Source organism: uncultured Lamprocystis sp., assembly GCF_903933125.1.
GTDB lineage: Bacteria > Pseudomonadota > Gammaproteobacteria > Chromatiales > Chromatiaceae > Thiodictyon.
This window is the reverse complement of sequence record NZ_CAIZIZ010000443.1, coordinates 1-1,817: the sequence shown is the minus strand read 5'-3', so window position 1 is coordinate 1,817 and position 1,817 is coordinate 1. Positions and strand designations below refer to the sequence as shown.

Sequence of the window (1,817 nt, the reverse complement as noted above, 5' to 3'; positions counted from 1 at the left end):
TGGCGTTGAGGAAATGGATCAGCAGATCACGATTGCAAGACCCCATCCGTCACATGCGTGATTGCAAGATCTGACCCCATCCGTTGCTCTTGACCCCATCCGTTGCTTATCTGGCCTACGCATCGTCGCGTCCGTTACCGGCTACGCCGCAAGGCTCGATACTGGGCTCGCGGCTCACGATGATCCAGGCGGGACTCTCAGCCGCTAGAACACGCGGCCTTGCCAGGCCGCATTGTCCCCGGAATTCCTGCCCCTAGTCAGTAGTCGTGTGGCACAAGAATTTCAATGTAGCTGTTTGGCTGGATGCTTGCGAGAACATTGGCAATGTGGTGAGCAAAAATCCTAATTCGTGGCCAACTGGTCGTGCTCAGTACAACGATAGCAATAGTTCTGTCGGCGAGATTCTGCTGATATCGGAGATTTTGATCTGTTGTGACCAAAACTTCAAAACCAGAAAACTCTGCGTGTTGTAGCAATTCGCCGTTCTTCAGGTTATTCCAGCCCAACTCGTAGGCGGTGGAGACATGATGATCCGGTAGATGGTTACGTAGCGGGGCAGGTGTGCCTTGATCGAAAAGCACTCGCACTACGCGGTCTCTAACGAGTGTGCCGCGTGCTCCAACACGGCGCGCGCCTGTTGAAGGGTAATACCTGGAAACCAGTTAACGAAATCCGATAGTTGCGCCCCATCTTCGAGGTTTTCAAACAGGGCTGAGACGGGGACGCGAGTGCCTCGGAAGACCCATGCTCCGCTGACTTTTTGAGGATCGCGCTCGACGGCAGGACAGGAGGACCAGTCGTTCATGTCGTAACTGTAGACCTTGGAGAAGGCTCTTTCAACTTGGAAGAGAAATTGCCTATGGAGCCTTGGTCATCGTTCCGGCCACCCCCCGCTACGCCGCCACCGGCAGGAGTGAGAGTGGCTTAGGAATTCTGGGAACAGCTTACTCAATGCCGCTCCCCTTCGCCGAACAGGTCGCCCGTGTAGCAATCCCGCTCGCGGGTCTTCGGACCCGGCTGCTTCCGCTTCAGTGAGCGGGCGCGGCGTCGCTCCAGGGATTCGACGAACGCGTCGGTTCCGAGTAGCCGACCGGTACTGGCGTGACCGCGCGGCAATTCGTTGAGCTTAAGTGGATCAGCAGATCCCGATTGGACTCTGCCCCCAGCAGGGCCTTGAAGACGCAGTCAACTTTGGGATCAATGGGATGGCGCATGGTGGCAGTGTAGACAGGCGCGGCCGGTGCGACAAGGGACGCGGTCTCGGGGGACCGCACCCGGTGCTGCACCAGCGGCTCAGCCGGGTCCGCTGCGCGGACCACCTCCCGCGCGGAACCAACCGACGCGCGTTCTGCGTCGCGTACTCGGCAGGGTTTTCTGCGGAACCGGGAATTGACGACGCTACCGCGTTTCGGAGCGTGCTGTCAGGTCTTGCAATCACGCATGCGTGGTTGCAAGACCTGACCCCATCCGTAATGACCCCTTCCGTACTAGACCTGACCCCATCCGCGTGAGACCTGACCCCATCCACTTTTTAAGCCGAGTGGTTTGTGAGGCTAGATGTTTGTTCGGCGAAACGCAGCATTGCTCTAAGCGCCTGATTTACGGCTTCTGCATTGTGAAAAGCAGCGGCGACATCTGGCTCAAGCACGACAACGTTGGAACGCTCCATGTATTGTTTGTCATGCCTATCCGGTTGTCTCAGGTAACCCCAAGGGGTAGTGGTTCAGCCTTACCGTCGGCCTTCCCCGTCTTCGGACACTGGGCCTCGTTCATCGGTTCGTCTCCTTCTCGGGTGTCGATGTCTGATGATCGTTAGA

2 protein-coding genes are annotated in these 1,817 nt (G+C 57.5%); both read right to left on the bottom strand.

Annotation, left to right across the window (positions count from 1 at the left end; genetic code table 11):
* Window positions 1-257: 257 nt before the first annotated feature.
* A complete protein-coding gene (locus QZY03_RS23740) occupies window positions 258-581 on the bottom strand; it encodes a hypothetical protein (protein WP_295585224.1) in 324 nt (107 codons plus the stop codon).
* A gap of 5 nt (window positions 582-586) precedes the next feature.
* Window positions 587-805 (bottom strand): DUF433 domain-containing protein, encoded by a 219-nt coding sequence (locus QZY03_RS32255; RefSeq protein WP_363169008.1) that lies wholly within the window; start codon window positions 803-805, stop codon window positions 587-589.
* Window positions 806-1,817 lie beyond the last annotated feature (1,012 nt).